This is a genomic window from Bradyrhizobium sp. SZCCHNS3052 (assembly GCF_032484495.1).
Classification (GTDB): Bacteria; Pseudomonadota; Alphaproteobacteria; order Rhizobiales; family Xanthobacteraceae; genus Bradyrhizobium.
Genome location: NZ_JAUETB010000009.1, coordinates 77,396 through 104,219 on the forward strand (window position 1 = coordinate 77,396; position 26,824 = coordinate 104,219).

Sequence of the window (26,824 nt, forward strand, 5' to 3'; positions counted from 1 at the left end):
CCGGCGGCCTTCAGGCGCTCGCGATGTCGTGAGTGAGCCGGCCGACCTGGATCAACGGCTGCGTCGCATCGCCGACGCCACCGAAGACCTTCAGCTCGATCTCGACGCGGGCACGGCCCGACGTCGTTGGCTTCGTCGTCGCCCGCCACGTATCGATCATCTGCGCGAACGGGGCCACGAAGGGCGGCTTCACGCCCGGATCGACCGCTGACGGGGTCGGCGTCAGCAGGTTGATCGGCAGCCGCACGCGCGGGATCGCCGGCTGGCCGGCCACGATCTCGTAGCTGTACATGCCCTGCATCGCGACCTCGTCGCTGGTGCCGCCATTGCCGCCGGCATAGAGCCCCGCGAAGAACGTCGTCAGGCGCGCGTCGAGGTCACCGGTCGCCCCCGACATCGCGTCGAGCGAGAACGCCGTGTAGTTCAGCTGCGGAACCACTGTGGACGCGAACCGCACCTCCGGCGTCTGGAACAGGAACGCCGGGTTGGTGCTGGTGGTCTTGAGATCTGCCAGCGGGAACAGCGCGAGATTGCGCTGCACGAACACCGACGCCCAGCCGCTCTGGTATAGCAGCACGTCGAGCGGAGCGATCGAAACGGTTCGGGCCGGCAACCCACGTGCCTCCTCTTCGCCGAGATAAACCGTCTTGCCGTCGACCTGACGCGCATAGACGTAGGCGATCTGCACGCCGACGGGCAGCTCTGCCGGAGGCACGGCCTGGGGCGTATAGAGCTCGGGTGCAATCGCGATCGCGGGCGCCGGAAGCGTGGTCGTGCCGTTCGAAATCGTGTTGGCCGCCGCATTCCAGCTCGCCGCCGTTCCATCGATGGTGATGTTGACGAGATTGGTGCGCGCGTGCCCGTCGCTGGTGCTGTCGAGCGTCGACAGAAACTTCACGATCACATGCGCCGGTGCGACCGCCAGCCTTGCAGGCCCGACCGTCTCCCGCGCATAGGCATCCGCGATCTGCCTGGTCTCCAGCGCAAAGGCGGCGGTCGCCTTGCGCGCGGCGGCCAGCGTCGCCGGATCCGGCTCGGCGCCGTCGATGCCGACCAGATACTGGTTGAGGTCGCGCAGGATCGCCGGATAGTTGGTGACGAATTGCGCGAGCGCGGTGAACAGGTCGGGCTCGCCGCTCAACCTGGCCGAGCCGCGCAGCGTCGGCTCGGTCGGCCGGTTGAACTCCATCGTGCAGGACACTGCGTCGGCTGCCGCCTGCTGATAGAGGTAGTCGAACGAATAACCCCAGGCGTTCAGCTTCGATGGATCGGTCGTGCCCTCGCCGGTGAGCTGCCGCGCCTGCTGCGCGGAGACCGTCGGCGGCGTCGGCAGATCGCGGTTGACCACGGGAATGTTGGTGACCTGCGTCCCCAGCGGATAGCTGAACGGCCCGTTGACGAAGGCGAGCCATCGCGAATCGACATAGCCGTCGATTCCGGGGACGGTGCGCCGCGCGAATTCGAGATGAGTGAGCGAGAGCGTGAGCTCGAGCGGCACATAGGCCTGGTCGACGACGTTCTTGGTGGCGAACACGAAGGCCAGCCGCGGATCGTACCAGGTCTTGCTGGCGGGATCGTAGACTTCGCCGAGCGGGATGCGCGTCGGCGTCAGCGTGAAATTCTGATTGTCCGCGGCGCCCTTGATGCTGCCGCCCGGCTGACCGTAGAGGTTCGGCGGACCGGCCGGGTTGCTATCGCCTCCGCCGGTCACCTCGGTCAATCCGAACACGACGGCCGCACCGGCCCGATAGGCTGCGCCAAGCTGATTGAGCAGCTGCTGGCGCAGCTTCTCGCTGGCGGCGAATCCGGTTGAAGGATCGCCCGCGCTGGTCGACAGCACCGGCAGCGTCTTCAGGCTGATCGTATCGGCCAGCGATTCCTTGGTCGTCAGCACGCTTCCCAGCGAACCGTCCTTGAGCGGATCGGTCACGCCGTCGATCCGGTCGAGGATGAACGCGTGCGGCGCGTAGTCGGCCGACAGGAACTGATCGATGGCATCCAGCGCGCTCTGGAACCACTGGTTCAGATCGACACCGTCGAGATGCAGCGTGTCGGTGTCGCCGCTGTCATAGCGCGTGATCGTCGCATCGCCGCTGGCAAGCGCCTTGGCGATCGGCTTCGGCGCAAAATAGCTCGGTGACGTGCCCAGCTTGAAATGGATGCCCTGCCCGGCCGCCTTGCCGAAGCGGACGGCCCAGAGCTGCTGAGCGCCGTCGGCCGCATCCTCGCCGTCGCGAGACAGGCCCTGCCCGACCTTGAGATACCAGTCGGCGGTGACGAAGACCGTTTCGACGACCTTGCTGAACTCCGTGTAGGATACATTGCCGTCGCCGTCGGCGCGCGGCAGGATCGCCGCGGCCACGCCAGTGTCGCCCTGCAACGCCGCCACCGCCGGATCGACCAGCAGCGGATTGCGGCTGAACGTGAGCGTGACATCGAGCTCGAGGATGTTGCCGGCGGCGATCGCATTGACGTCGACCGGAAGCGACAAGGTCACAGCCGGGGCTGCGGGCGCCTGGCCGCGCGTCACGAGCTTCAGATACAGCACACACGCACGCACATAGCTGCGAATGATGTCCGCCTGCGCATCGGTGAGGTCCACGTCGGGCTTGGCAAGCAGCGAATTCGACAGCCGCATCGCTACCGCGTTACCGGAGACACCCGGCACGGGGACGGCGACATCGGCGGAATAATCCTGATGCAGCTGATAGTAGATTCGGGTGTAGAGCGAGAGATCGTCGGCGGCCCGCGCCGCTCCGTCCGGTCCGGCATAGGCGGCGGCGTTGAGGGATAATGCGAGCTTGAACGCGGCACCGCCCGCCGCGTCATAGCTGTAGCTGGCATTGGTATTGATCCAGGACCCCAGCCCGATCAGCTCATCGCGGTACAGCATCGACACCGCAGCCCCGTTGAGCGCGCCGCGGTACCCTTGCGGCGGCGCCTCGAACGGTGTCACCGTGGTGTTGCCGAAGATATCGCGCCATTGCAGCGCGACCTGCGCCATGGTGCCGACGCCGAGATAGGGATTGGCCGCCTTCGGCGGCAGATCCGGATCAGACGGGTCCGGCGCGGCGTTGACCAGCGCGAACTGCGCCCCAATGCCGATGGACTGGCGATAGTCGAGATCGGCGATCGCGACCTGCGCCAGGCGGTCGCCGCGCGTCCGCGCCGAGCGCGCATGGCTCTCGAACGCGCTGGACTCATCGTCGTCATGGTCTTGGGGACCGAACGGCATGCCCAGCGGAGTAGCCTTGTAGAAGACGTTGCCCGCGAGTCCCGCGGCCAGCGAGGTGTAGAGCTGATACATCGTCTTCTTGGCAAAGTCCGGCGCCGCTGGATCGTCCGGCGGCAGGCCGAGATTGTCGCGCGTCAACGAGAACCCGATGTTCTGCGGTGGCAACTGGTCGCGCAGGGAGAACAGCTGCGGATCGAGATCGAGCACGGCATTGACCGGGAACAGCCCGGGCGCTGCGCTGGCGCCACGGGCGATCAGGTCGACATCCAACCCGTAATAGGAGGCCATGCTGGCAAAGCTCATCCCGGGCGCGGCCGAGGAACTGACCTGATAGGCCAGCGGCGGGATGTAGAACACGGCGGCCAGCGCAACAGCGACTTGTGGATTGAATGTGGCGATGTCCTGGCCGGTGATCGGATGGACTGCACCGGCTGAGAACAGTCTGGCGAGCTTGTCGAGCGTGGCCTGCGCGTCGATGGCCGCCCCGGTGCCGCGAACCAGATCCGCGTCGGTCAGTTGGCGCACCGCGCCCACGATCGGCACCAGCGCGCCCGCGGCGAGCGGCTTGGTCGCGTTGACCTCGGCGATCCGCCCGGGCCCGGGGCCGTAGATCGCCGCGAGCGCATCGAGCGATGCTCCCGCCGCAACCGGTGCCGTCTGGGCGGTCGAGGCGAGCGACACCGTCTGTACCAGATCGCTCTGCGGATCGACAGCGTCGGTCGTCACGAAGGCGTTGACGAAGTCGGGAAGCGTGGTGCCGAAGGACTCGCTGCCCTGCGCCGCGAACGTCACGACCATTGTCACGATGCCAGAGCCGGAGGAATCGAAGACGGCCGCCGGCAGGCCTTCCTCGCTTTCGACGTTCTCGTAGTAGAGATAGTAGCCGCCGCTGCGGACCGTGCTGAGCTCCCACATCAGGCGGATGAACTGCGCCGGCGAATTGGCAATGCCGCGCGGCGGAGCGTCCTCGGCGCTCAGCATCAGGCGCAGCGCCGCCGCAGGATTGGTCTCGGTCGACAGGTTGGTCTGGGTGATAAAGGCGAGGAAGTCGGCGTCCGCAGGCGTCACCAGCATCGGCGCGCCGGGTCCGGACTGGTTGTAGAGCAGGAAGACGGCGGAGGCGATGCCTTCGCCCAGCGCATCCATGGCGGTCAGGATGCGCTGCAGCCGCACCGCGTCCTCCGAGCTGGGTCCGACGAGCTCATAGACGAACGGCAGCGACGGCGCCGATGCCGGACCGCTCGGCAGATCGCCTGCGCCGGTGCCCTGAGCAGCCAGCGCCGTTGTGTCCGGCAGACGCTTGATCTCAATATCGAGCCGCGTGCACCAGGCCCAGCGCCCCAGGTCCGCATAGTCGGTGCGTCCGGTCGCGGGATTGCTGCGCCCGGTCTGCGGCTGGAACTTCGGCAGCAGCGCGAAGGTCGAGCGGAGATCCGGCATGACCGCGCGGATCGACTGCTCCCGCGTGGCGACCAGATTGGTCTGCGCCGGCGGCAGGCTCCATAGCGTCGGCTGCACCTGCGCGCCGGCATCGGCCGCCGCGGCCACGCCGCTGCGGTTCGTCAGAGCCAACAGGCTCGCGACGGATCCGCTCGACCAGCGCGCGTAGCCGCTGGCGGTAAACGGCCGCGGCTGACGCTCGGCGAGCGGCAGCGCCGCAAACGTCGGGCTCGGGACGAAATTGCCCGGCGCCCTGGCCCAGCTGACGACGACGTTCAGCGCGGCATAGGCCTGACTCAGATCGACGTCCATGCTGAGGTCGGTGGTGTCGTTCAGCAAGATGAAATCGAGCGGGACGCCGTGGCTCTGAGTCTCGCGTGCGAAGCCGACCTTGTAGCTCGTGGCAGAACTGGGCGTCGGGAATTGCTGGCCGGTGAGCTGATAGACGCCGTAGCCCGATTGCGTCCTCGGATAGAGGAACGCAGGCGACAGGGTCAGTCCATCCCGGACCGGCAGCCGCAACCCATAGACCAGGAAGCGCGAAACCATGCCGGCGGTCTGCCCGACCTGGCCCGTGGCCGCGATGGCCGACCACAACGCGCCGACCGACAGGGCCTGAAGACTGCCGACCGTGAGCAGGCCGCGCTCCGCCTGCACCGAGAACAGGCCGGCGACGCCGCGATTGGCGTCCGCCACTGCAACCGCAGTGGTCTGGAACAGGCTCGCGACCGTCGACAAGGTATCGGATGACGGGCCGGAGGTCCCTGCGGTCCTGTAGGCGATCGGCCAGATCGCGAGCGGCAAGGTCGGCTGCAGCAGGCCGGCGACGCCGTAGAGCACGCTCTGTGCAGCGAGCGCGTCGATCGAGATCGCGCCGAGCTGCAGCGCGATGTCGTCGAAGCTGTCGCCCTGCCGCGTCACACAGATCTGCTCCTGGCCGTGGCTGTTGGTGAGCAGCAGGACGACGCCGCCCTGCAGCATGTGACGGGCCCGGTTGGCCACGATCAGGCGGTCCGGCGTCGTGATCCAGCGCGGCGGCAACGCCGCATCGGAATAGCGGCCGGCGATGCCTTGCAGGGTGTCCCCGCTCTGCACCACATATTCGAGGCCGTCGATATGCAGGGACAGCCCGGCCCCCAAGGCATGGTCGACATTGGGCTGTACGATATCCGCAATCGTCAAGGCGTTGCCGGCGATCCCGTTGAGCTCATCGAGAATGGCACCGATGCTGCTCGTCGGGGTCAGCGGATAGGCATAGCTCTGCAGCGCGTCGGCCGCGGCCTGGAGCAGTTGGCGCGCGATCAGCGTGAAGGTGTCGACGAACACCAGGGCCGCCATCGACTCCGCCGAGCTCGCATCGGTCTCCGCGGCAAGCCGGCGCGTTTCCTTGTTCTGGGCCTCGATGTTCGCGGCGACCTGCGCGAATATTTTGCTGACCGCGGTCGCGTAGCCGGGCGTGGCCGTGGTGTAGGTCTCGAACGCGATCGGCGAGGTCTGGCCACCGGACATGCCGGGGACCTGCAGCTTCAATCCGTCGAACACCGGAAACAGCACCGAACCGGCATCGAGCTTGGTCTTCAGCCCCGACGATTGCGCCGTCGCCGGATTGAAGATGTCGAGCGTGAAGCCGTCGGCCAGGAACTGCAGCAGGCCCTTGATCGACAGGAACGGATCGGCCGTGTCAGCGAGACGCGCGACATAGGCCTCGAGCTGGGTGAGCGTCACCGACATGGCCAGCGTCTCGGTGAGCTCGGCCGCATCCCCGCTCTCGTTTCCCAGTGCGTCGATGATCCAGGGGAAGTAGACCTCGGCCAGCACATCGAAGGACGTCTTGGTGGCGGACGGCGCGCTCGCCGCGGCATCCGGCGCGTCCATTGCGAGCAGGAGCACGAATGCCCCCTGGTTCGAGGCTGCGTCTGTGGCTGCCTCCGGAGCAAGCACGGTGTACTGCGCGCCCGCCATCAGCGACAGCTTCGGCTTGTTGCCATCTGCGGCGGCAAGGCCCATCCGGCGGGCGCTAGCGGGCCCGAGCCGCTTCGGTCGCGGCTTCAAGCTGCGCGCCAGCCGCATGGCCGCGTCCGGTCCGCGCGCGTGAGCCCGCTGCATCAGCAGCGCGTCGGCGCGTGCCCCCTGAACCTCCCATGGCGCCGTGCTGGTCTGTCCGATCACGAAGGTCGCAGAGACCTGGGCCGAGAACGACAGGCTGATGGAGATCGAGAACAGGCCGAGATTGATCTTGACCTTGAGGCTGATCGTCACGCTCGCGTTGGCGACCACCGGAATCTCGCGATAGCTCTCATAGGTGAGCTGGATCGACAGCACGATCTTGACATTGACCGAGGCTGAAATGATCGCGAAGTCGACGCTGCCATACAGCAGGCCGATGATGCCGACCGTTCCCGACAGCTTGAAATAATAGTCGCTCTGCAGCGCGCTGCTGCTGGCGCGCGATGCCAGCGTGCGCGCGGGGTCATAGGGATGCCACGGCGCCACGACGCCTTCGACGATGCCGAAGACGGTGAGCGCAAAGCCCGCCTTCAGAGGCCCCTTCTCGAAATTGTAGCCTAGACCGAGCTGCAGCCCGATGCCGAACTCGATGACGGGATCGAAAGTGCCGAGGTTGGTCTTCGGGATCTTGGTCGAGGTCGCGTTAGACAGTTTGCCGATGTAGAAGCCGCCCGCGCCCAGCACCGGCACGCCGTACACGATCACCGAGATCGAGAAGGAGCGGCGGAAATCGAGATTGTACGGGAAGCCGATGTCGATGAAGAAATCGCCGTTGGTGTAGACCTTGATCCCGAGCTGCGGCAGCGTGATCGACACCGCACCAAAATTGAGGTTGCGGATGATGTCCGGGAAGGTGAAGTCGATCTGGTAGACGCCGATGTCGTCGGTGATCTTCTTGTAGAGGATGTCGACGACGAGGTTGGCGAGCCCGCCCATCTTCTCGCCGGCGAGTGCCAGCCGCAGGCCGTAGAGATTCGGGTCGTTGAACACCAGCATGGCATCGATCGACCAGGCGCCGGCCACCTTCATCAGGCCGAGATGCCCGGCAATGAGCCAGTTGTTGGACTGGTCGTAATAGGGCAGTCCGGGCGTCCCGCCGTCGTCCGCATTGGGATCGACCGGATTCATCTTGCCCGTCGTGCTGGGGACAGACTGCAGTGCGCAGATCACCTCCTTGGTACTGTTGAAGCTGGAATGGCCGGTGATGCCGATGCGCTGCCCGAGCACCAGCAGGAACAGCTTGAACCATTCCTCGCCCCGGCCGGGCACCGACGGCAGGTTCTGCACGTCCTGCCCCTTGGCCGGATCGAGCAGATTCTTGAACGCCGGATCGTCGGCGACCAGTGGGCTCGAGCCCTCGATGGCGAGCGTCACCTTGCCGTCGGTGCCGCGACGGAAGGTCAGCGCGGTGATGCTGATGAAGCCGAGATTGATCGGGCTCGACAGCTCGTAGCTGGCCGACAGGCGCTGCGAGAAGCTCTCGCCGCTCTTGAGCGAGACGTTGACACGCAGCGCATCGAGCGAGATCTGGTTGAGCAGGTCCCATGGCGAATCCAGCGTGAAGTAAGGATTGCCGAGCGTACGCACCAGCGCCTGCACCAGCGAGCCGATGCTCCAGCCCTTGAGGCTGAACGTGACCAGCTCCTTGCCGCTCTCCCAATCCGCTCGAAAGCCCTCCCACTCGACGAACAGAATGTTGTTGGAGCCCGCCTCCGTCGTCTCGAACTCATAGCCCATCGTGAGTTTGAGGTTGATCGCCGAGTAGATCCAGGTGCCTTGCGCGAAGCCGGAGAACTGCTGCTGGGCCGGCTTCTGGCCGTCATAGCTGACGCCGAGCCGCGCCGGATCGATGCCGACGGTCTGATCGCCGAAGGCGAACGTCCAGCTGAAGCCGACGGTGATGTCGTAGCTCGTCTTCAGCTCGCCCTGCTCGGCCGGAATGGTCGCGGTGATCGCGAATTCGGAGATGATGAGGTCGCCGGGCAGGAAGCTCGGGAAACCGTAGGCGCTGCCGGGCGAAAAGAACTGGTTGATCAGGTCCGAGACCTCGAGCGGTTCCTCCAGCGAGGCGGCGAGGTCCCACCGCTTCGGCGTTTCGAACCCGTCATAGGTCACGCTGACCTTGGTGTGCAACGGGCCGACATCGAGGAAGCCTCCGACGCTCGACTTCCATTGCGTCTGCGAGGCGGTTTGCAGCGCGCCCCCTCGCGAGGTCCGCAGCATCGGCAGCGGCGCCGCCCGCAGCAGCGTCGTCGCATTGCCCCCGTCTGGCGTCTGCGTCGGAGTCTGCGCCGCGATTGAGACCGTCCCCTCTCGCACGGCAAGGATCGGCTGGTTGTTGATCTTGAGCAGATTGAGCGTGAGGCTGAAGCCGGCGTCGAACTGAAAGCTCTGCGCGCCGTAGTCGACCGCGACCGCGATGTCGCCAAGCTCGAAATCGCCGACATTCTCGACGTCGAGCACGACGGCACCGCCGGACAGTGCCGTCAGGAAGTCGCTCAGCTTCGCGGTCCCGGCGAAGGATGCGAAGAACTGCTTCGCGGAGGTGAACTGGACGGTGAACACGCCGTCGCCCTCGCCGTCGGGCCCCTTGAAGACGCTCGGCGCCAGTACGAACTCGGTCGTGAAGTCGTAGGTCTGTTGCCGCTTGGTGCCGTCGAACGGATAGGCCATCGACCATTGCAGCGCGAAGCTCGTGATCTTGAAGTCGAGCACCCCGGTCGGCGGCAGGATCTGCCAGCTCGTATCCTTCGAGCTGCCGATCTCGATCGAGACCGCCGTGATCGTCGGCGAGCGGCCGAGCGTGCCGGCGATCGAGAAGCCGTTGAGACCGACAAAGGCGAGGAACTGCTGCAGCACATCGGGAGTCGCGGCGAGATAGCCGCCATTGCCGCCCATCACCTCGATCACCGTGGCCGGCGTCAGCGGCGCGCCGCCTTCGACGACGGCAAGTGCCACCGAATAGTTGGCATCGGCGCCGGGTGTGATCTCGACGTCGAGCTGATAGGAGCCGGTGCTGCCGACGTCGAACTGCGAGGAGATCGCGAGCGTCGGCGCCTGATCTCCGGCATCCGGATCGGCGGGATCGGCCAGCACCAGCACGCCGTCGACCTCATCGGCGCCATCGGGCGCGGGAATGGTCAGAGCGAGGCTCGGATCCCTGACCGTGAACTGCGACGCGAGCTTGAACGTGCCGTCCTGGATCGCGGCCCGCAGCTGCCCCGGCGGGAACAGCACGGTCTCGCCGTTGAAGATGTCCATGTTGAGCGCGCCGCTCAGCAGCAGATCGCCGGTCGGCGCGGTGAGGCCTGGAAACAGCAGCAGGAACGGCTTGGCGACATCCGGCAGAGCGACCTTGGCAACGAAATTCTGCACCGCGCCGCCGCTCACGGCACGCCCTGCGGAGTCACCATACGGGTAGGTGCCGGTCGCCGTCGAGAACACGAAGCTGACGTTCTTCAGGGTGCCGAACTGATTGAACGGGAAGCCGCCCATGAAGGCGAAGCTGCTGGTCCAGGTCCAGTTCGATGGCGTCGCCTCGGCCTGCACGATCAGTTGGTCGCCGTCCACGGTGAAGACAAGCGTGGCCTTCGCGGCCAGCGGAGCCGAGGCGCCGATGAACGGGATCGTCGCCGACTGCACCGTGAACGCCGTCCCTTCGACGGGCCCGACATCGGATTTTGCCACCGTCACCTTGAAGTCGGCCGCGGCCTTGAGGAAGAAGGCCTGGCTCAGCCAGGCGTCGTAGTCTGCGGGGACCTTCACGGCGGGATCGGCGAGGCCCGCCGTCAGGAAGGCGGCATCGAGCGCGAAGGCGGTGTCGCCGGCGGCGGCTTCGACAGCGGCACGGAGATTGTCGATAGCGCTCATCAGCCGGCGCTCCCTCAGATGTCGGCAGAGATGCCGAAGTGATCGCTGGTGTTGCGAACGCGTCCGTAGTTGCTCCAGCCGGTCAGATTTCCGGCACCGCCGATCCCCGGATAGTTCGCCGCCGTCGGTGCGCCCGGCCACCCCATCGGCGGCGCGGTGAACTGGTTGGCCAAAGCGATTGCACCGGGGGGAGGATTGTCCGGCGGCGCCATGACCGCGTTCATCGGCGTGCCGGTCACCGTGTTCATGATCGTGGTCTGATAGTTGTGCATGCCGTTGTGCGGCCAGACCAGGACGTTGTCGATCGAGTAGAACGGCGCGGCGACGAAGTTCGAGCCGACATAGCCGTAGCCGGGATAAAAGCTCTGCCCCGGCCCGCCGCCGTTGGACCAGAGGAACTTGGACGCCGCCGTCTTGTCCTTGCCGCGAATATGGGTAGAGAAATAACCCTTGTACTGGTCGAGATTGACAGGAACGCCCACCGCCGTCGGACTGACGAGCAGCGTGTAGGCACCGGGACCGCCGGTGAGCGGATTATAGAGGCCCGAGGCGGTACCATTGACGGCGAACAGGTTGACGTTGAAATCGCCGCCGATCACCCGCGTCTCGTTCACGCCCAGAGCGCCGACGACGTCGTTGATCGTCGACAGCGTGGTGATGTAGTTCGCCGCCGCCGGATTGTTCGGCGGGGAATGGATGCCGAAGATGGTGAGGTCTCGCTGCACGACGCCGAGATTATTGGCCTCGGTGAACGTCGCCATGAACGGCTCGCGCAGCCCGGCAAAGGCAACAGGAGCGCCGAGCGTGGTCGTGAAGGCGATCCGCGCCGCGACGACGTCCTCGTTGAGGCCGCCATTGTGCTGGGCACCCGCAGGGATCTGGCGCACTCCGCCCAGGCCCGGAGGCACCAGCATTCCATTGACGTTGACGGCACCGAGGGGCACCACCATGCCATTGTACGGCGTGGCGACGCCGCCGCCCGGCGGCACCGACACGCCGCCATGCCCGCCGGTCCAGATGTTGGGCCCGGTGAAGTAGCGGTTGAGGGTGCCAGCGGTGTTGGTGCGGCGATAGAGAATGCCAACCGTCTCTGAGCGCCCGCCGACCCCGGTGTAGAGCGGCGGCACGGCGTTCCATCCGCCCGCCACCATCGTGGCGGGGTTGTTGAGCCCGAACTGCACCATGGCGAGCGCATTGATGCCGCCGGTCTGGCTCGCCAGCGCGTTGGGCGCATTGTCGCCCGAGCTCACCTCGATGATGACGATGATGTCCGGCTGCACGGCCGTCAGCACGGCATTGATCACCGCGCGGCGCTGGATCGCGCTCTGCATGTCGTTGAGACCGCCATGCCCGCGTTGCCGCTTGATCGAGGCCGAGAAGATCTTGTTGATCGAGAATTTCTCGATATTCCAGAACAGGATCCGCGTCATGATGACGGCTCCTGAAGCTCGGGCTTGCGTGCGGCGAATGCGAGCGACTGCTCGCAGCCCGGATTGTCGTCGGCGACATAGGCGGCGTACCAGCCGAGGCTGCCGGTGTTGTCGGGATCGCCGAACAGGAAGAACTGGATGTTGGCGGACGGCGGCAGCTTGGCGATGCCGAATATCTTGATGGCGATATCGTCGATCCGCAGGCAGTAGAACCACTTCGGACCGTCATCCGACAGCTTGCGTCCCGATGCGGTCGGCACCGGCTGGCGCAGGATCGAGATCGCCCCGACCGCAACCTTGATGACGCCCTGGATGCTGAACAGGCTGGCGCCGGGCGCCGCGCCCGGCAGGCTCATGCCGATGAAGACCGCGTGCTGCGCATCCGACCCGGTGGTGACCGGTGACCATGCCGCGAGCAGCTGCGACTGGAAGCCGACGCCAGAGGCGAGCGCCCCCGGACCGCCCAGCGTGATGTCGTAGACGACGCCGAACCAGGGCCCCTCGAGTTCGGTGAGGTTGAGCTGCGACGTCACCGGCAGGAAGCCGAGATCGGACGGCTTCTGATCACCGGTCGCGTTGACGAAGCTCTTCAGTTGCAGCGCGAAGCCGCGGAACAGGCTGGTGTCGCGCATCGTCGAGCCGTTGAGATTCCAGGCCAGGTTGCCGGTCGCGACCCCAAACCTCTTGGCTCCGGGCGTCGCCTGCGGATAGGTCATGCCGATGACGAGGCCGGAGAAGGCGAGCCCGACACCGAGCGCCTCCTCGGGCGTATCCGGCGGACTGCCGAACGACAGCAGGTCGAGCGTCTCTCCGATGGTGCTCTGAAGCGCCGTGAAATCGAGCTGCCCCCAGACGAGGAAGTTACTCGCCACCGTGGCGCCCTGGTCCTGGATGCCAATCGTGTTGAACTGCACCCGGTCGAAGGCCACGGCCGGCAGCACGTTCGACGGGCTGGTCAGCACGTTGGTCGTGTTCTGCTCGAAGACATAGGCGCCGCGGCCGCCCTGATCGACATAGCTGCCCTTGAGCACGATTCCCGTGAAAGGCTGCGGCTTGCCGCGCGAGTACAGCCGCGCCACCGGCGCGCCGAACAGCGCCGCGACCGAGAGCTGGACGTGGCTGTCGAACCGCGTCAGCCTGGCGTTCTCGAACAACGACTGCAGCTGCAGCACGGTAAAATCGAACTCGCCGCTCATCTGCACCGCCACCGGCACGTCAGGCGCAACGCCGTTGGAGATGTTCATCGCATAGCGCGGGTCTTCGTAGTCGATCAGGCCGAACAGGCTCGAATTGCCCTGCGGCATCGTGATCCGACCGCTCCGGCCGTCGACCGTGACGCGGCTGACGGTGAAGCCGAAATGATGGGCGTTGAAGCGGGTGAAGTCGATGCCGGCGGCAAGCCCCGCAATCTCGGGCGGCATGTCACGCTGGCCGAGGTCGGCCGCGAGCACGATGACGCCGGTCCAGTTCGGGTCTTGGGCGATGCGCGCGAAATTCTCGTAGAATGGGCCGGACGGTCCCTTCGAGCGTGCGATGGCGTCCGCGATGTAGTCCTGTAGCCATTGCGACAGGCCTGTGTAGGACAGCGCAGCGGTGACCGGCGGTGTGCCGGGCAACAAAGAGAACTGCTCCGCGGACGTCCACCGATTGGCATTCGTGACCCGCTCCAGCAACGAGCCGGAGCAGAACTTCATGATCATCACGTTGCGGTAGGCGGTGGCAGAGGCGCCGGCGCCGACCGCCGCGGTCATGGTCCAGCCCGCAATATTGACGGTGTTGGCGAACTGGGCGCCTGTGCCGAACGGCTCCGGATTGACGGCGACCAGAAAGAGCTGGTTGGTCTGCAAGGCGTCCTGCATCGCCTGGGAGGGAGCGGATAGCGCGAATGGCAGGGTGTTGCCGTCGCGGTCGATCGACTGCGCCATGCTGACCTTCAGATAGGCCCCCGTCGTCGGATCTCGCTCGATGATGAAGCCCTGCGGCGTCGTCCCATCGGTGCTCGGGCCGTCCGGCAGCGTGCCGCGCAACGCGTGAGCCCGCGCCGCCTGCACACGCGCCGACCACGTCTTGCTGCCATAGCTCGAGATCAGCGACTTGCGGGTTGCAGCCACGATCTGGCTTTCGAACTGGACGAGCGTCGCGCCATCGAGGCCGCTACTCGCAGCAGCTCCATAAGGCGCCAGCGGGAACGTCTTGTCGCTGCCCTGGGCGAGCGGCATGAATGGCGGTGCCGATTGCAGGATCTCCGCATTCGGAGCGCCGGCCGCGGCCGTACTATAGATCGCGCTGCCCTCGGGCTCGGCCAGATAGTCGACGGCCCCGCCCCCGGCGACGATGGTCACCCAGGAGGTCTGGTGGTCGTCGGTCAGGCGCGGCGCAACGGCACCGCTCGCGGGACGGTTGAGATCCGCCGTCTCGAATGGGAACACCGGCGCGTAGCCGGGCTTCGAGGGAATGGCGTTGAGACGATCGTTCTGCGCTGCGGGCTGGCTGGCGTCGTACGCCTTGAAGCTGAGCGCCTCCGATCCGAATAGTCCACCCATCAGCTTCGCAAGCTGCCCCGTCGAACTGCCATCGGCGCCGAGCGCATAGTGGCCGGCCAGGCTGAGATAGGTCGTGCCAGTGTCGACCGCGGCCGTCTTCGCGGCGCTGGTCGCAAAGGCGAAGCCCCCTGCTCCGAGCGCCGGCGCCGTATCCGTGCTGCTAGCCCCGAGCGGCGTCAGTTGCACGACACGCCCGCCGGTCGTGCGGAATTCGCTCGTCAGCGCAGGCGCCCCCTTGATGGCGAACCCCGAACGCAGATACCCCTGCTCGAGCTGCTCTCGGCCGATCACGCGGTTGGCCGGATCGCCGAGGTCGAAGGCACCTGCGATCGAAAGCTGCGACGGCAACGCCGCCACCGTCATGGCTGCATATTGCGCAGCTTGCAGCGACGTCGTCGCGCTGTTGTTGATGACGTAGCGGATGCCCTGCTCCAAGCCCTGGCTGACGAACGCCTGCTTCGAATCGAGCAGCCCATCGAAGGTTACGCAACCGGTGTTGGCGCCGCCGAACGGCACATAGGCGTAGATGCGATTGTTGGAGGTCGGCGCAAGGCGAATGCCCAGCGGGTTGTCGCCCTTGCCCGAAAAGCCGATGAACGGAGGTGAGCTCAGCGCCGAGCCCGACAGGCGCAGCGCCCCACCCTCGATATCGATCCGGCTCTGATCGAGGATGTAGAACTTGGCGTTGCTGGCAAACCACAGGTTCAGGTTGCCCGAGACCTGGTAGACCGGCGGCAGATTGATGAAGGAGACGCCATAGCGCTCGAAGTCGCCGAACGCGACCGGGTTGGCCGACGCGAGCCAGACGACAGCACGATTGCGCGTCGCCTTGCTGATATAGGCCCGGACACGCTCGGCGAACCCGCCGGGATCCCGATCGAGATCGGCGGGCCGCTGTGTCGCAAACAAATAACTGCCACCGTACTTCTTCAGCGAGTCGTCGTAATTGATGAACGGTGGCAGAGACGAGCCCGTGCCGAGAAGGTAGCCGGCCCAGCCAACCGAGCCGGCAACCCTGGTCTCGTAAATCGCAGAGGAGTCGACCTGCTCGAACTGCGCTGACGCGGACGCGTCCATGCTCGTATCACCCGATCGGGAAGATGCCGAGCAAGGTGCCCGCCAGTGAATAGAGGGCACGATCGTCGATGATGTCGCCCTTGATGATGGTCACCGTATATTGGGCCGAGCCCAGCGCAGCATATTGCACCGTGATGCCCGCCTTCCACGTCGTCGCGCCGATCGTGATATCAGCGGCGAGGACCGCAGTGATCTGGGACTGCGAGACGATCGGCGTCCAGACCGGAATTCGTCCCTGGTACTGGAATGAGACGTAGGTCGTGTTGTTGGTGTCGCCGCTCGGCGTCGTCACCACGTTGCTGTTCGGGCTGGTCGGGGTGTTCACCGTCGGCAGCGCCGTGAAGGCCGCGCGCGGATATTCCTCGGTCCGTGCGGTCGCGGATGGCGCTGCCTTGACATCCAAACCGATCGGGAAGATGCCGAGCGTCACGCCCTGGAGCAAGTAGAGCCCACGATCGTCCACGATCTCGCCCGAGATGATGGTCACGGTGTACTGGGTCGATCCCAGCGCCGCATACTGGATCGTAATGCCCTTGCGCCAAGTCGTTGCGCCGATCGTGATGTCAGCCGCCAAAACGACTTGAGGTTGTGCCTGCGAGACCACCGGCGTCCAGACCGGAATGCGCCCCTGATACTCGAACACGAGCTGCGTCGTGTTGTTTTGATCGCCCGTCGGCGTCGCGACGACCTCGGTGTTGGGGCTTGTGGGAGTGGTAACGACGGCAGGAGCCGAAAAACGCACGCCTTCATGATGAGCCATGGCTATCTCCTTTTATAAAACACAGATCAAAACCCGCAGTACGCAACTGCCGGCGCGGCTGAAACGAATGGAAAATCGACTAAGCTACCAATGATTGAAATCTATCAGAGGTTGTGGCGTGTAACAGGGTTCGCGACGGTGGTCAATCGGGCCAGATCACAGTCTTCCCCCAACGCCCGGTCACATTCTGGTGTTTACATTTCGGGCGAAGCCGGGCGTCGCTCAGCGGCTGACTTGTTTCCGAAGCATCTGCATCGCTCGCTTCATCGCTGCGGACCGGATGAACGAGCCGAGCACGAATCCGGTAAAGCTGCTCTCCTTTCCGGAATCGACAATCTCCCCGCTCATCGTGACCGTGTAGTAGCGACCCATCGGGTGCATGGTCACCGTCAGCCCCTTGCGCAGGACAATGCCTGCAATTGCAATGTCCTCGGTCAGTTCGACCTCTACTTCGCCAATCGACACCAGCGCTCTCCAGCACGGGATCGTACCGTTGAAAAAGAAGGTCACCCAGGTGCTGTCATTCGTGTCGAACGTTGCAGCCACCTGCGCATTGCAATTCGTCGTCAGCTGGGTGTTGACGGTTTGATCGGTGAGCTGAGATGGCGCAGCGGGCAAGGCGGCTTCCGTCCTCGTTCAAGCGCTCAGCGTCATGCAAAATGACCAGCCGGAGGGTGACAAATAACTAGCCGCCGCCGGTTTGCGAGTCCATTTGCAATCCGGTCCCGGCCCCCGCCCGGACGGGGGCTCCGCACCCCACGCAGGTGCGACCATGGCCCTGGCCGTCACCTCCCGCGGATCGAGGAGTCCCGGCGGCTTTTCGCAACAGGCACGATCCGCTGCAGGAGCTGCTCTACCCGGATTTCTTCAAACTCTGTCGGCCTGTTGCCCGACCTTCCCGCCGATCGTCTGCCGCGCCGGGAAATCGCTCGACCGTTGGCCGCCGATGCCAAGGCTAATTTTTCTATATTTTTCAGTTCGTTGACAGCAACGTGCAACGCCGCCACGGCGGACGTCGGAGCGATCACGGTGCAGAGTCATCTCTGGCCTGAACGCCAGATCGTCGCTCGAGCGGGCGGCAATCCCCGTCTCCGGCCGGCGTCGGGTTGCCTCCAGGCCCTGCTGTTTCTACAACAGCCGGAGCGCCTCCCAAGCATCAGGACCATCCCTCAAAGTGAACGAGCAACGCTTCATCGGCTCGCTGACCGGCTTACGCTTCGTCGCGGCCGCAACGGTCGCCGTCGGCCATGGCGCCCCGTCGTTGGCGCAAGGCCTGCTGCCCGAGCTCATCGCACAAGTCAGCAGCATCGGAATGACAATGTTCTTCGTGCTGAGCGGATTCGTCCTGTGGCTCAACTATGCCGCACGCTTCCAGTCGCAACCGCTCGGAAGCGCTCTTCGCGAATTTGCCATCGCGCGCTTCGCCCGGCTCTACCCCATGTACGCCGTGATTACGCTCGCAGTCGTCGCATACGTCGTGATCGCGCGAGGTCTCTCGGCCCCGTCGCTCGGCTTCATCCTCACGATGACGCAAGCCTGGTTTCCCGTGCAGAACGGCACCATGCTGGTCGCAGTCGTGCCGTCGCTGCAGCACCTCTGGTCCATCAGCGTGGAGCTGTTCTTCTACCTGCTGTTTCCATTCGTCTGCCTGCTGTTTGCAGCCGTCGTCCGGCTGCCCACGATCATCTGGATCGCGCTGGCGAACATCGTGACGTTCGCGCTGACGATCGCGGCCGCCTTCACCTTCGGCGATGCGTTGCTACGGGCCGCCGCGCCGAGCCTTACGCAAAACGGGATGCAGTGGCTGACCTACTACTCTCCCTATCTTCACATCGCTCAGTTCCTGGCCGGCTGCCTTGCCGCCATGATCTACAGGAGCCGCGCGGATGCCGGCGTCGGTGATCGGGAGCGACGCTGCGTGAGGCTCCTGTTCTGGCTTTCGCTGGCGAGCCTCATCTGTGCGCCTGTGCTGCTGTTTCTGCAGCCTCGTCTGCCCGGCTGGTCGTTCGCGATCGAACTTGCCGTACGTCTCATCGAGATCTCGGGATTTTCGATCGTCTTCGTCGCAGCCAGTCGGTACGGTCATGCCGCTTGGCTGTCGTCCAGAGCCCTGATCATTGGTGGCGAATGCAGCTATTCGATCTATCTGCTGCATCCCTTTCTCATTCGGCTTGCGATGATCGGAAAGTCAGATGCTCCTGGCGCTCTTGAGCTCGCACTGCGGCTCGGTCTGTTCGTTGCGATTGCGACGGCGATGGCCTGGGTCACCTACATGCTCATCGAGGCGCCCTCGCGAACATGGTTACGGAAAGCCTTCGGCACGAGCGCACCGCGCGACGTGATCCATGCGAGCCCGGTCTGAGCGCGCCGGGTCATCGGTCGGCCCGTTGCTTCGCGGTGCCCTTCTACCAGCGGTTTATTCGGACCATTTTGCACGAATTTAACATGATTGCCGCCAATCTCAGGCCTCCGGAACGGCAAGGGATGCAACGATGATTGTTGAGATCAAGGCGATGTGCGAAGCCAACGGGACCGTCCTTGCGACAACGAGCTACGACGATACCAACGAACGGGCGCGGGCGGTCGCGGTCATCGCCTTGCTCGAACAGGTGCTGGCGCATTCGGAGACCGCTGGGGATCAGCGCCTGTTCACTTTGGACGTCTCGCCCGTGTCGCCAACGGCAGCAGCTTCGTCTGCCTCCTGATACAAGGCCCGGCAAGGCTCGCGGCAGCCGGCAGTCCGATCCACGCTCCCGCGCCGATGATCAGCCATCGTATGTTCACCTGCTGACACAGGCCTTCGCCTGTTTGCTCCATTTGAACGCGGTTCCGCACGGCGGCCTTGGCCGAGCGCCCGCAGGGCATTCGTTCCACACCGGCGCTCCTACCTCCCAGCCATTCACGACGCAGCCGCCATTCGGCGCGACGTGGCACCCAGGGCCGCAGGACTCATTGGCGACCAACCGGCCCGCCCCTGCCGCAAGGCCGGTCAGCAGCACGACCCAAAACATCAGCCTCATCGCTTCGCTCCATTGGCTCTGAGGCGACGAGCCCCTGCGACCGCGCCCCAGCGGAAACCATGAAGGTGCCAAACCGTTCCTCCGTCTGTCCCCGCCTGCTCGGGCTGAGATTTCGTCGGAGATCGTCGCCGCCAGCCTGTGACGAAACACCGCGTCGCCACCACACTCCAGCCCTACTACGCGCACGACTGCGCCATATCCGTGCACGGGAATGGGAAACCATGTAGCGAGAAGGTTTTCACCATGTTGGGCGATGATTGCGCAGCCTGGGCGAGCCGGAAGCGAAAAAGTCACCTCTCCACGCCAGTTGATCAAGGCGTTGGGGCGCGCGCGCTTAGAAACGTGACGAGCCAAACAACATCAGGAGCCGGCGGCACGAACTGCCGGCCAGCCTTGGATCGTCCGGATGCGTGCCGGACGGGCCGTGGCGAATGCAGGGAGCGATAGATCGACATCATGACACGAAAGCTTTCAGTCCGCGAAGTCATCGCCAGATCCTATCCCAGTTGGGACTATGCCATGGCGGACCGGTTGATCGCATGGCTCGATCATTGCGGTTACGAGATCGTGGAGAAGAAGCCGGAGCGCACCGCGGCTCTCGTGACCGATGACGCGCGGCCACACCTGATCGGCGCTCGATGAATGGAGCCCCTTCCGCCGGGGCGCTGTGAACGATCGGCGCTCCTCAAGTGGCAGCGCTCGGGCGGCGCAGGAACTGCGCATCCCGTTCTGGGGTTCAAGATGACAAGACCAACGCTCGACGTTTCATCGAGCAGCATGAGATCAGGGAAGGATCACCAATGTCTCGCAAGCTCACACCACGCCAGGTCATCGCACGCTCCTACCCGACCTGGGATTACGCCATGGCCGATCGCCTGATCGCTTGGCTGGATGATTGCGGCTACGAGATCGTCGAAAAAGGAGCTGCGCACCTGGGCGCAAGCTTGGTGCCTGCTGCGCCGGAATCGACACCGTCGCATGAAAGCACACATTGATCCCGTCGCGGTCACCGGGACCGCGAACAGGGTCTCCGGACAGTCATTGGCATGAGAAAGCCCGACTCAGGCGAGCAGTTGTTTTTCGATTTCGTAGACCGGAAGCTTGACCAGATCCTTGTGGACCTCGCCATGCAGCGCCTTTCGTACCGCGTCGGAATAGTCGGCGCGGATGATCCCGAGCGCGCGCGGCGACGCCACCATCGTGACGGCTTTGGTTTCGCCTGAAATGACAGCATGATGCAGGCGATCAGCAAGCTGCTTGAGAAAGGCGCGCTCAGCCTGATCATGCCAATCCGTCTGATCCACTGAACTCCGAGCATTGCCGAATGACTGCTGCACCGAGCCGGGAGCGTCGGTGCCCTGAGCGCTCGTGCGGTCGTTCTCCTGCTCACGGACCTCTTTGGTGTGCAGGTTCGGAAACATGCTGTCACCGACGTTCTCGAGGATCAGCGCCTTGCGCCCGTCGCACACGACGATCCAATCACCGGTTCCGACCTTCATCTTGTCCATGAGATTACTCCATCATCCGAATTGCAGCGAAGAATGTGCTGGCGAGCCCATCGGGAGAAACTGCCCCCAGCTATATGCCTTCTTCGAAATCTTCCAAGGAAAGGCCGAACTCCGAGAGAGCCTCCTCCAGATAGTCGCCGAGCATCGGAGTTTCGATCAGGTACGTCGCGGTGCGATTGTTGTGTGCCTGAGCGGCCTGCGCACGAAGCTCATCCCAATTGTCCAGCGAGCCGTCGCCCCGGCCCAGCCACATCAGCGTGACCAGATCGATCTGTTCGTCGACATTGAGGCCCCTGATGAAGCTGACGAGCTCCGACCTGTCAGTGTTCAGGCCTCGCCCAGCGGTACCGGGCGCCGCGTCGTCATCTGCCAAATCTGCCAGCAATTCGGGTTCGGTCGCTTCCATTTCGTGCTTGTGGATTTTGGTCACGACGAAGGCGACCTTCTCCGGCGAGATTGAGAGGGTGGGCGTGGTAGTCGTCATTCAGCGTCTCCTGGGTCCCCGGGCAAACGCTCCCAGGTCCCATGCAGAGACGCTAGGCGTTCCGGAAGGAGCGCACTTTGCGCAAGATCAAGGCAGTGTGGCGGCGTGAAAAACGGCGCAACAGCCCGCGCGAGTTCAACCGCCCCGCGGCGCGATTGCAGCGGGACTGCTTGGATCGACCAGGGACTGCGGACGATCGATACTACCAGGTCCAATCGAAAGAGCCGACACGCGGCTGCTGCGCGACCAGGATCATCGGTCTGCCCGGATGAGCTCTTGCGATCCTTCGCTTCTTCACCTCTGCAGCCGGCTTGCCTGTGTCGGCAATCCGGGTCGCGCGAGGCTTCTCGGCGGCCTTCACTGCCGCAACCTGCGGGTTGGCCTCGACGGCGCTCATCTGCGCGAAGGCGTCTCGGGGACTGCTCTTGGCGACTTCTGCTGCAGGCTGCTCCGCCTTCGCGAGCTTCACCGGAGCTGGCGTGGCGATCGAGGTGTCCATCACGATCCGCTCCGGCCACTTTCTCGTGGACTGAATGCGCACCGGGGGAAGATCCGACGCAGACGACAGGCTTGCAGGCAATGGCACGCTGGGAAGCACGGCATCCGCCAGGACGAGCAGCGCCAGCAGAGTTCCACCGACGAACATAAAGTAACGCAGAATGGGCATAATTTACCGCTCCGTCGGCACCTGCGCCGACATCCACCTAACGGAGGATCATGACAGTATGTTCCCGCGTCGAACGCTCGGGTTCAAAGACCGCGGGAGACTAGCGCGACATAATTAGATTTTCGTCGCTGCAACCAGCGCGCATTTGGCCGCGCTGACGTTAACGTTGACGAATCCGACATGGACCGCCACGAAGGTCTTCCGGCTGCGCGACCCGACTTGGCCGGGCACGATCCGTCGGCGGTCGGTGACGTGACCACCGTCCCGCCGGCTGAAGGCGCAGGTGATTTCGATGTCCTTGATTGCGAAACTGTTGGCATTCCGTAGCGTGAAGGTCACCAGCGCCTTCGATCCAAGACCGCCGCGCCGCCAGGACTGGGAACTGATCCGCAGGCCGGACAGAGCCGCCGGGTCGAGCGCAGGGGATGACGCAGGCGGCATCGTCGGCGACAGGCTGGCATTCGCGTCCATGACGTTCCGGCCGGAGCCGACCACGGGGGACGAATCGGGGTGCGGATTGGATGCATCCGCCAGACTGGGCACCACGGGCGAGAGCCGACGCGACGTCTCAGTCCCGTCCTCGTCTCCTTCGTAGCCGCTGCTCGGGGGGGCCGATCCGACCCGCGTGAGGCTGGGGTCGGCCACCTCCTCCTCTTCGACCGACATGATCAGCCACCCGACTGTGCTGAACATGACCAGCGCGAAGATGGCCAACCCCGACACGGCGGCTCCCAAAGGGATGGACGCTCCGTCGCTTCGGCGCATGGCCAGCGACGCCGCGGCATCGGGCTTGCGTCCCAGCAAACGAAAGAGACCCGCGCTCATGTCTGCACCATCGGCTGCCCGGCGGGGGCATCTGGAAGCTTCAATCGGCAAACATCGATAGGGTTGCATGCAAAGCCGACAATTGGAGGGCAGGCCCGGATACCGGTCGGTCGGCCGGGCTGGCGCGGCCGCTGACAGACCGGTAGACATCCGCACAGTTGCCGACACCTCAAGAAACGCCGCCCCGCCGCGGGCGGTTCACTCTTTCGAAAGATCTCGACGATGTTGAATGTCACGTGGGACCACATCCATCTCCGCAGCCCGGACCCGGAAGCCACCGCCAGCTGGCTTCACGACATTCTCGGCGGCGAGATCATCCGCAATCCCGGCCGCATCGACGTCCGGCTCGGCGGTGCCAGCGTGTTCATCGCCAAGGTCGAGCCGGGCGACGGCATCAACGCGCCGCCTATGACGCCGCACCAGGGCCTCGATCATTTCGGCCTCACCGTGAAGGACATCGACGCCGCGGCCGCCGAGCTCAAGGCCAAAGGCGTCACCTTCACGACCGAGCCGACCACGATCCGCCCCGGTGTTCGCATCTGCTTCATCCGCGGGCCGCAGGGCATTTCCATCGAGCTCCTGGAGCGCGACAAGAAATACGTCTGACCGCCGTCCCGCACGGCTACGTCATGCTGCCCGGCATGAAGCAGCGAATCTGGAGGCCCTGATAGCCGCGCATCGGCCATACCATGGTGCGGCCGACACGGTTGGGCTCGGTGATGACCGCGTCGTCGGGAACATCGAGCCATTCCCCCTCGATACGGACGCGGTAGCGACCGCCCCTGCTCTCCCAGTCGACATCGCTGACGGCGCTGCCGTCGGCGTCAGAGCAGCATGGGCCCTTGCCGCTGCGCAGACCGTCGAACCATGCCTTGATCTCCGGCGACGAGTTCGCATACTGGCCGCGATCACGCGCCAGTGACGGTGGCGCGGCGAGTGCGATCAACAGCGCCGCACTGCTGACTTGGACAGGCGGCTTCCATCGCGCGACCGCCTGCCGCCTCGAACCCGTGTTGCTGATGTCGGCACGATCAGCGCGATGCGGCCCATGGCCGCGGGACACGATCCATTTGCTCATTTCCATCTGGTCCATCTGGCTCCTGCACCACCCCAGGGTGCGCGGGATGGAAATGCATCAACCGGGCCAGATTTCGATTCGATCTCGGCTTCGTGAGAGTCAATCCGGGGGTTTACGCAGATCTCCCTACTCGGCCGCCTGCTCGAGAGGTGCGACCCGCGGCAGAATGATCTGGATGCGCGTGCCCGCGCCAGGCTCGGAGTCCAGATCGAGCCGGCCGCCGAGCCGGCTGGTCACGATGCTGTAGACGATGTGAAGGCCCAGGCCGGTGCCGCCCTGGTCGCGGCGCGTCGTGAAGAAAGGATCGAAGGCGCGGCGGCGGACGTCGAGCGACATGCCGCAGCCATTGTCGGAAAAGACGATCTCGACACTGTCGCGGCCGGACTCCCGCGCCCTGATTTCGATCACACCGCTCCTGCCGTCCGGAAACGCGTGCGCGACCGCATTGAGGAACAGATTGGTCAGGACCTGCCCGTAAGGCCCGGGGTAGCTGTTCATCACCAGATCGGGCTGGCAATCCACGTTCACCGTCAGGTTCTGTCTGCGCACACCCGGGCGCAGGCTCATCACCACCTGCTCGGTAAGATCGGCGAGATCGAAGGTGCGCTGGTCCGAGTAGTTGCGGTCCGCTGCGACCTGCTTGAACGACTGGATCAGTTCGGCCGCGCGATTGAGATTGGCGACGAGCTGCCCCGCGGCGCTGCGGCTCATCTCGATGAACTCGTTGAGGCTCGACCGCCGCAGCTCGCCCCGCGTGACCGCCTCGCCGAAGCGCTCGGTCTTGCGCTCGAGCGCGGAGGCGACCGTCAGGCTGATGCCGACGGGGTTGTTGACCTCGTGAGCAACGCCGGCGACCATGCGCCCGAGCGCCGCGAGCTTCTCGGCTTCGATCAGCGAGGCCTGGGTGTCGCGCAGGTTCCGGAGCGCCGTCTCGGCGGCCTCCTTGGCCTTGCGCATCTCCAGTTCGCTCTTCTTGCGCTCGCCGATGTCGAGCGCCACCGTGACGATCTTGTCGACCTCGCCGTCGGCGTCGAGAAGCGGCAGCTTGTTGACCAGCCATTGCCGCATGACGTTGCATGAATCGAGGTATTCCTCCTCGTAGAACCCGAGGCCGGCCTTCGTCGCCAACACGCGCTTGTCGTTCGAGTCCGTCTTGTTCGCGCCGTAGCGCGACATCAGCTCGCCCGTGGTGCGGCCGAGCGCATCCTCGGGCTCGACGTTGAAGATGCCGGCCATGTAGCGGTTCATCAGGACATAGCGCAGCTCGCGATCCTTGACGTTGATCACCGCCGGCACCGTGTCGATGACCTGCTGCAGCAATCGCCGGCCTTCAGCGATCGCGTCCTCGGCGCGCTTCTGATCCGTGATGTCGCGGACCACGCCTTCGTAGCGAATCACCTCGCCGTTCTCATCCCGCACCACCGTGGCGCTGTCCGAAAGCCAGCGGACCTCGCCGGTGCGCCGGCGCACCTGGTATTCGAACTCGCGCACCATGCCGTCGCGCCGCATCAGCCGCTGATAGCGTTCGCGCGCCAGGGGATGGACATAGATCGTATCCGCGATGTCGTTGACGTTCTGGATCAGCTCGCTCGCGGATTCGTAGCCCATGATACGCGCGAGCGCCGGATTGGCATTGAGCACGAGACCACTCGGTGTGGTCACATAGATGCCGTCGATCGAAGCTTCGAACAGCTTGCGATAGCTCTCCTCGGCCAGCCGCTGCTCGGCCAGCGCGCGGACCGCCGCCTCACGCGCCGCGTCGGCATCCTGCAAAGTCTGCCGGAAGACTTCCGCCGCCCGCGCGATGTCGCCGATCTCGTTCTGAACGTCGGTCTGCGGGATCGACGCCGCCTTTTCGCCCGCCGCCAGCGCCCTGATCGAGCGCGCGATCGAGGCCAGCGGCCGCACGGTGCGCCGGACCACGAAGGACGCAGCGAAGATGCCGATCAGAACGCCCGCCGTGCCGAAGATGATGCTTTGCCATTTCGTCTCCGCCAAGGTGCGGGCGAAGTCGCGCGACAGCACCTTGCCCTGGCTTGCGCTCAGGGCGCGCAGCAACTCGGTGACCCGGCCGATCAGCCGCCCCTCGATGCCCAGCACCTCCTTGTCGAGGCGCGCGATCTCGTCCTCGGTGCCGGCAATGGCGATGATCGCCTCGGCATAGCGGTCGGCGGCCGCACGAAGCGCGCTGTCCTCGATCGGCATTGCGCGCATGCTGCGGGCGGCCTGCTCGGCGCCGGCCGGGTCGCGCGCCAGCAGCGCCGCGCCGACCTGATTCTGCACCTGGAACAAGGCCCGCGCCGTGGCGCGACCAGTCAGGCCGGCGATGGCGTCCTCGAAGCTCTCGCGCGCCGCCGGCAAACCCGACAGCAGCTCGGCACGCCGCGCGATCAGCGCGCTGATGCGGTCGATGCCCTCGCGGTAATTGGCGAGCCGCTGGGCAACGCCGTCGATGGTCGCCTGCTGCTCCGGTGCGAGCTGCAGGCGCGTCTTCTTCAGGAGCGCGCTGAGCTCGGTCGCGGCCTCCATGGCACGGTCGGAGCGCGAGCCGGGATCGGTGACGAAATCGCGCGCCGCGAGCCGCAGCTCGTTCATGCGCTGGTCGATCTCCTCGGCGAGATCGCCGACGCCCTGCAGCCGCTGCAACTCGGCAAAGGTCGAATCGATATGCCGAATGGCGATCACGCTCGCCATGCTGGTCGCGGTGATAACGGCAAGCAGCAGCAAAAAGCTGCCAAAGATCATCCGCCCGATCGTCATCGATCGGAGGCTGCTGCAGGCCGTGTCGAGGTCCGGTAATCTACTCATGGGATCCGATGGTCGGAACCGCACTATATACGAGCCGCTGGGCGGCCAAATGAACATATAGAGAACAATTTT

17 protein-coding genes are annotated in these 26,824 nt (G+C 65.0%); 5 read left to right on the plus strand and 12 right to left on the minus strand.

From position 1 onward, the window contains the following. Nucleotides 1-10: 10 nt before the first annotated feature. From QX073_RS24515 to QX073_RS24535, 5 genes are all read right to left on the minus strand, one after another. Nucleotides 11-10,552, minus strand: coding sequence for a LysM domain-containing protein (locus QX073_RS24515; protein ID WP_316226512.1), 10,542 nt, complete (start codon nt 10,550-10,552; stop codon nt 11-13). A gap of 14 nt (nt 10,553-10,566) precedes the next feature. Beyond that, nucleotides 10,567-11,982 carry a hypothetical protein gene (locus tag QX073_RS24520; protein WP_316226513.1) on the minus strand — a complete coding sequence of 472 codons (1,416 nt, stop codon included), beginning with the start codon at nt 11,980-11,982 and terminating at the stop codon, nt 10,567-10,569. Then, nucleotides 11,979-15,602: a hypothetical protein gene (locus QX073_RS24525; protein WP_316165039.1), complete on the minus strand. Its 3,624-nt coding sequence runs from the start codon at nt 15,600-15,602 to the stop codon at nt 11,979-11,981. The genes QX073_RS24520 and QX073_RS24525 overlap by 4 nt, the downstream gene beginning before the upstream one ends. A 7-nt stretch (nt 15,603-15,609) precedes the next feature. Further along, nucleotides 15,610-16,362: a hypothetical protein gene (locus QX073_RS24530; RefSeq protein WP_315717680.1), complete on the minus strand. Its 753-nt coding sequence runs from the start codon at nt 16,360-16,362 to the stop codon at nt 15,610-15,612. Nucleotides 16,363-16,584: 222 nt separating this feature from the next. Further along, nucleotides 16,585-16,980 (minus strand): hypothetical protein, encoded by a 396-nt coding sequence (locus tag QX073_RS24535; RefSeq protein ID WP_315717679.1) that lies wholly within the window; start codon nt 16,978-16,980, stop codon nt 16,585-16,587. Nucleotides 16,981-17,536: 556 nt separating this feature from the next. On the opposite strand from QX073_RS24535, the gene QX073_RS24540 reads away from it, so the two are divergent. After that, nucleotides 17,537-18,724, plus strand: a complete 1,188-nt coding sequence (locus QX073_RS24540) for an acyltransferase (protein ID WP_316226514.1) — start codon at nt 17,537-17,539, stop codon at nt 18,722-18,724. 130 nt (nt 18,725-18,854) lie between these two features. Beyond that, the gene (locus QX073_RS24545; RefSeq protein WP_315717677.1) at nt 18,855-19,067 is read left to right on the plus strand and encodes a hypothetical protein; all 213 of its coding nucleotides are present in this window, start codon (nt 18,855-18,857) and stop codon (nt 19,065-19,067) included. A gap of 75 nt (nt 19,068-19,142) precedes the next feature. Here the strand turns inward: QX073_RS24545 and QX073_RS34445 are convergent, their stop codons facing one another. Further along, complete coding sequence (locus QX073_RS34445; protein ID WP_409999270.1) at nt 19,143-19,382, minus strand: hypothetical protein; 240 nt, start codon at nt 19,380-19,382, stop codon at nt 19,143-19,145. A gap of 456 nt (nt 19,383-19,838) precedes the next feature. Between QX073_RS34445 and QX073_RS24550 the strand changes: the two genes are divergently transcribed. Together QX073_RS24550 and QX073_RS24555 are read left to right on the plus strand one after the other, a co-directional pair. Further along, complete coding sequence (locus QX073_RS24550; RefSeq protein WP_315752594.1) at nt 19,839-20,024, plus strand: hypothetical protein; 186 nt, start codon at nt 19,839-19,841, stop codon at nt 20,022-20,024. Nucleotides 20,025-20,182: 158 nt separating this feature from the next. Beyond that, on the plus strand, nt 20,183-20,377 hold the full coding sequence (locus tag QX073_RS24555) for a hypothetical protein (protein WP_315827831.1): 195 nt from the start codon (nt 20,183-20,185) through the stop codon (nt 20,375-20,377). Between the two features lie 66 nt (nt 20,378-20,443). On the opposite strand, the gene QX073_RS24560 is transcribed toward QX073_RS24555, so the two are convergent. The 4 genes from QX073_RS24560 to QX073_RS24575 form a co-directional block, all read right to left on the minus strand. Further along, nucleotides 20,444-20,890 (minus strand): host attachment protein, encoded by a 447-nt coding sequence (locus QX073_RS24560; RefSeq protein WP_315827830.1) that lies wholly within the window; start codon nt 20,888-20,890, stop codon nt 20,444-20,446. Between the two features lie 70 nt (nt 20,891-20,960). Continuing rightward, nucleotides 20,961-21,374 (minus strand): DUF3775 domain-containing protein, encoded by a 414-nt coding sequence (locus QX073_RS24565; RefSeq protein ID WP_315752592.1) that lies wholly within the window; start codon nt 21,372-21,374, stop codon nt 20,961-20,963. Nucleotides 21,375-21,576: 202 nt separating this feature from the next. Next, nucleotides 21,577-22,041 (minus strand): hypothetical protein, encoded by a 465-nt coding sequence (locus tag QX073_RS24570; protein ID WP_315827829.1) that lies wholly within the window; start codon nt 22,039-22,041, stop codon nt 21,577-21,579. Between the two features lie 114 nt (nt 22,042-22,155). After that, nucleotides 22,156-22,866, minus strand: coding sequence for a hypothetical protein (locus tag QX073_RS24575; RefSeq protein WP_316194027.1), 711 nt, complete (start codon nt 22,864-22,866; stop codon nt 22,156-22,158). Nucleotides 22,867-23,088: 222 nt separating this feature from the next. On the opposite strand from QX073_RS24575, the gene QX073_RS24580 reads away from it, so the two are divergent. Further along, nucleotides 23,089-23,472, plus strand: coding sequence for a VOC family protein (locus QX073_RS24580; protein ID WP_316170849.1), 384 nt, complete (start codon nt 23,089-23,091; stop codon nt 23,470-23,472). Between the two features lie 16 nt (nt 23,473-23,488). Here QX073_RS24580 and QX073_RS24585 read toward each other — a convergent pair whose 3' ends face one another. Then, nucleotides 23,489-23,950, minus strand: coding sequence for a hypothetical protein (locus QX073_RS24585; RefSeq protein WP_316226567.1), 462 nt, complete (start codon nt 23,948-23,950; stop codon nt 23,489-23,491). 120 nt (nt 23,951-24,070) lie between these two features. Continuing rightward, on the minus strand, nt 24,071-26,752 hold the full coding sequence (locus QX073_RS24590; RefSeq protein WP_316226568.1) for a PAS domain-containing protein: 2,682 nt from the start codon (nt 26,750-26,752) through the stop codon (nt 24,071-24,073). Nucleotides 26,753-26,824 lie beyond the last annotated feature (72 nt).